Origin of the sequence: Kribbella sp., from assembly GCF_035655035.1 — a bacterium.
Taxonomy (GTDB): Bacteria; Actinomycetota; Actinomycetes; order Propionibacteriales; family Kribbellaceae; genus Kribbella.
The window spans coordinates 1-3,887 of sequence record NZ_DASRVN010000576.1; the positions used below are offsets into that span (position 1 = coordinate 1).

The window sequence follows — 3,887 nt, forward strand, 5'->3', positions numbered from 1 at the left end:
CCGTGAGGTCGCCGCGTTACCGCTGGACACCGGCGAGATCGGGGTCACCGCCCGGGTCCCGGACCAGCTCACCGACGAGCACACCGAGGTCGGCCAGGTCGCGGTCGCGCTGAACACGCTGCTCGGGCACATGGAGGACGCACTCGACGCCCGGCACCGGAGCGAGCAGCAGGTCCGGCAGTTCGTCGCGGACGCGTCGCACGAGCTCCGGACGCCACTGACCACGATTCACGGCTACGCGCAGCTCAGCCTGCGTCAGCGTGATCCGGAGCTGTACACGCACGCGATGGGCAAGGTGATGGTCGAGACGACCCGGATGGCATCGCTGGTCGAGGACCTGCTGCTGCTCGCCCGACTGGACGCCGGCCGGCCGCTCGACCGCCGCCCGGTCGACCTGTCCCGGCTCGCCCGCGACACGGTCGCCGACGCCGAGATAGTTGCCCCCAGCCACCATTGGGAGCTCGCCCTGCCGGACGGGCCGATCGTCGTGACCGGCGACGAGCAACGCCTGCACCAGGTCGTCACCAACCTGCTCACGAACGCCCGCCGGCACACTCCACCCGGCACCACGGTCACCGTCGCCGCCACCCGCCGCGACGACACCGCCGTACTCACGGTCCACGACGACGGCCCCGGCATCCCCGCCGACCTGCTCCCGAACGTGTTCCAGCGCTTCACCCGCGCCGACACCGCCCGCACCCGCGCCACCGGCGGCACCGGCCTCGGCCTCTCCCTCGCCGAGTCCATCGCCCACGCCCACGCCGGCACCCTCACGCTGACGTCGCGACCGGGGAGTACGACCTTCACCCTGGCATTGCCCAGGGAGCTCCGAGCTCGCTGAAGAGCGAGAGTTCGTCCGAGGCGCGATCGATCCAGGTCTCGACGTCCTGGAGGATCGGGCGGCGGTCGAGGCCTTCGCCGTCCCACTGGATGAGGCCGGGTGGGATGACCGCCGGGTCCGGTGCTGTCCGGACGGCCTCGACGACACGGGTGAAGCCGCCGGTGGCCTCGAGGGGTACGTAGAGCGGTACGGACGGGTCGGCCCGGTGGGCGAGGAGGTTCTCGAGCAGGTCGGCGCGGCCGTACTTCGTACCGTCGATCAGGTCGGCTTGGTACGTGAGGACCGCGCGCCGCTTCGACCCGTGCACGATCACCGCCGCGTCGAGGTGTTCGATGGCGCACAGCGTGACCGCGATCAGGATCGGCGTACCGCGGCTGGTGGTGATCCGGACCGAGGAGGTGTCGTCGGACTCGATCGGGTTCGCGCGGTACAGCTCGGTCTCGATCGAGCGGACGTCGTCCACGCCGGTCGACCCGTCCAGCAGCAGAGCCGCGGCGGTCGCGTGCGCGAGCGGGTTCGTCACCGCGCCGTCGACCACGTCGATCCCGTCCAGGCGGCGGCGCCCGGACCAGCGCGCCCGCTGGAAGTAGCGCGCCGTACGCACCCACTTCCCGGTCGCGCTGATCCCGCGGAGCTCGCCGAACTCGCCGTCCGCGATCTGCTTCGCCAGCGTGAGCGTCGCCTCCGAGGCCTGCGCCTGGAAGCCGACCTGCAGCGCCCGCCCGGTCTCCTCGGCCACCGCGGCCAGCTGCTCGAACTCTGCCAGCGATGCCGTCGGCGGCTTTTCCAGCAGTACGTCGGCGCCCGCACGCATCGCCAGCTCCGCCAGCGGGACGTGCGTCTGGATCGGCGTACAGATCACCACCACGTCGACCTCGACGGCCGCCAGCAGTTCGTCCAGGCCGGCGAAGACCTGGACGCTCGCGGGCAGGTCGCCGCCGCCCTGTGGATCGGCGACCGCGACCAGCTCGGCCGTGGCGAGTCGTTGGACGTTACGGACATGGGAGGCACCGTGGCCGTGGATTCCCACCACGGCCACGCGGGCCCCCGTCATCGGCAACCAGTTGCCATCGGCATCACTACTTGAGATTCCCTTTGACCTCGTCCAGGAAGGCCTTGGCCGCCTGGTCCGGCGTCTGCCGGCCGAACAGTACGTCGGTCGTGTACCGCTGAATGATCGTCCCCGTCTTACCACCACCGACCGGCGGCGCCGGCGACGGGGCGCCGAGCTCCTTGTTGATGTCCTGAATGAACTTCGCGGTCGCGGCGTCGGCCGGCTGCAGCTTCGGCGTGACCTCGGCACGGACGTCGGTGTTCGGCGGCACACCCCGTTCGGCCAGCAGGATGTTGCCCGCGGCGGTGCTGTTCGCGAGATAGTTCACGAAGTCCGCGGCCTCCTTCTGGTGCTTCGACCGCGACGAGATCGACCAGAACATCGAGCCCTTGTAGAAGGAACCGTTGTCACTGGCCTTGCCGTCGCTGCTCGGGATCCGCAGCAGCTTCAGTTGCTGCCCGGCCGCCTTGCTGTAGGCGACCAACTGGTTGCTCCAGATGAAGCTCATCGCGACCTTTCCGGTCGCCATCGCGGACTGGTCGAGGGCTGCGTTCATGTCCTGCGAGGTGAAGTCCGCGGACGGGATCGCCTTCAGGTCCCGCAGCTTCAGGACGTACTTGAAGAAGTTGGTGGTGGTGTCCTGCGAGACGCCGAGCTTGCCGTCCTTGGTCCAGAGCGACTCACCGTGCTGCCGGGCCCACAGGTTCAGCCCGACCTCGTTGGTGCCGATCGCCGCCGATCCCCAGGCCTTCCCGTTCAGCTTCGTGGAGAGCTCGGCGGAGATCCGGGCGAAGTCGTCCCAGGTCCAGGTGGTGTCGTCGGGAATCGGCACCCCGGCCGCCTTGAACACGGCCGGGTTCGCGACCACCGCGAACGAGTTGATACCGGCGTTCAGCCCGTACAGACCGCCTTCGGCCTCCCCGGCGCTCAAGGTGTCCGGCTGGAACCCTGCGGTGTCCAGGCCCGGCGCCTTCTTCAGGTCGAGCAGCGCGCCGCGGTCGGCGTACTCCCGCAGGTAGGCCTCGTCCATCTGGATGATGTCCGGGGCGTCGTTCGCCGCGACCGTGGTGGCGAGCTTGTCCCAGTAGCCGGACCATTCGCCGAACTCGCCCTTGATCGTGACGTTCGGGTGGTCCTTCTGGTACGCGTCGATCACCTGCTGGGTGAGCTTGGTCCGGGTGTCCGATCCCCACCAGGTGAATCGGAGCGTGACCTTGCCGCCGGCGTCCGACGACCCGCCCGGGCCGCCGGAGCCGCCGCCACAGGCGCTTGCCGCGAGCAACGTCGTGGCCAGCGCCAGCGCCGTTGCCACGCGTGGGATGTGCAGCCTCATGATGTGGACCTTTCGGGGAGCTACTTGATGCCGGTGGTGGCGATGCCCTTGATCAGGAACCGCTGGCCGAGCAGGAAGGCGAGAAAGACCGGGACCAGGGACACGACCGACATCGCGAACATCGAGCCCCAGGACGAGCTGGAGGTGGAGTCGATGAACGACCGCAGCGCGACCGGGACCGTGTACATGTGCGGGTCGGTCAGGTAGATCAGCTGGCTGAAGAAGTCGTTCCAGGTCCAGATGAACGTGAAGATCGTCGTGGTGGCCAACGCCGGCACCATCAGCGGCAGGATGATCCGGAGGAAGATCGACGCCTTGCCGCAGCCGTCGATCCGGGCGGCCTCGTCCAGCTCGCGCGGGATGCCGCGGATGAACTGCACCATCAGGAAGACGAAGAACGCGTCGGTGGCGAGCAGCTTCGGCACGATCAGCGGCAGCACCGTGTTGATCCAGCCGAGCTTCGAGAACAGGATGTACTGCGGCACGATCACCACGTGGATCGGCAGCATGATGCTGAGCAGCATGATCCCGAACCAGAGCTTCTTCGCGGTGAACTCCAGCCGGGCGAACGCGTACGCCGCCATCGAGCAGGACACCAGGTTGCCGAGGATCGAGCCGAGCACCACCAGCGCCGAGTTCAGCAGGTACCGGGTGAACGG

General features: G+C 68.7%; 4 protein-coding genes. 1 reads left to right on the plus strand and 3 read right to left on the minus strand.

Annotated elements, in window-relative coordinates; translation table 11 throughout:
- The coding region (locus VFF46_RS30725; RefSeq protein ID WP_325040728.1) for a sensor histidine kinase at positions 1-841 on the plus strand (841 nt) is incomplete at its 5' end.
- Here VFF46_RS30725 and VFF46_RS30730 read toward each other — a convergent pair.
- From VFF46_RS30730 to VFF46_RS30740, 3 genes are all read right to left on the minus strand, one after another.
- Positions 804-1,880, minus strand: a complete 1,077-nt coding sequence (locus tag VFF46_RS30730; protein WP_325040729.1) for a Gfo/Idh/MocA family oxidoreductase — start codon at positions 1,878-1,880, stop codon at positions 804-806. The genes VFF46_RS30725 and VFF46_RS30730 overlap by 38 nt on opposite strands.
- A gap of 40 nt (positions 1,881-1,920) precedes the next feature.
- Positions 1,921-3,228 carry a sugar ABC transporter substrate-binding protein gene (locus VFF46_RS30735; protein ID WP_325040730.1) on the minus strand — a complete coding sequence of 436 codons (1,308 nt, stop codon included), beginning with the start codon at positions 3,226-3,228 and terminating at the stop codon, positions 1,921-1,923.
- A 20-nt stretch (positions 3,229-3,248) separates the two neighbouring features.
- A partial coding sequence (locus VFF46_RS30740) for a carbohydrate ABC transporter permease (RefSeq protein WP_325040732.1) occupies positions 3,249-3,887 on the minus strand: 639 nt, incomplete at its 5' end.